This window comes from Enterocloster sp. 210928-DFI.2.20, assembly GCF_020554465.1.
Lineage (GTDB): Bacteria > Bacillota > Clostridia > Lachnospirales > Lachnospiraceae > Enterocloster > Enterocloster bolteae.
In genome coordinates this window covers 1-454 of record NZ_JAJCHK010000108.1, presented here as the reverse complement: position 1 = coordinate 454, position 454 = coordinate 1, and the positions used below count along the sequence as shown (strand labels likewise).

Here is a 454-nt window from a genome sequence, read left to right as displayed (position 1 = left end):
GAAGATTTATGGGTGGACGAGAACGAACGTATCAATGAATACACCTTGGAAGGGAAACGGGGCTATCCAAAGGAAGGCTTTGAGAAAAAGTGGCGCCAGGCAACGGAGCGGAGTGATATGCTTGTCAAAATCATGAAGCTGGTCCAACGCGAGACGAAAACATTGAGCATACCGAAAAAGAGGGAAATGAAAGACATAGTTGAAGCGATTTTGAATGAATCAGCGACAGCCCATATAAAAGGGACGGCTGAATCAGCTGAGGTAACAATTATAAGTGCGATAGAGCGTAGGATACTGGCAAATCTTGAAGTAAGGATTAGCCCTAATGGCTGCCTAATGATTGATGGGTATCATTTCCTGACAGGGTCAGATGAATAAAACCGGAGGTGATAAATCTCATGAAAAATGGCAAAAAGCCAACCTTAAGCCAGAAAAAGGAGATGAAACTTCATGG

The 454-nt window shown here is 43.4% G+C and carries 1 pseudogene; it reads left to right on the top strand.

The features are described from left to right. Positions 1–378 (top strand): annotated as a pseudogene (locus tag LI015_RS28055) (hypothetical protein); the annotation flags it as partial. Positions 379–454: the final 76 nt, after the last annotated feature.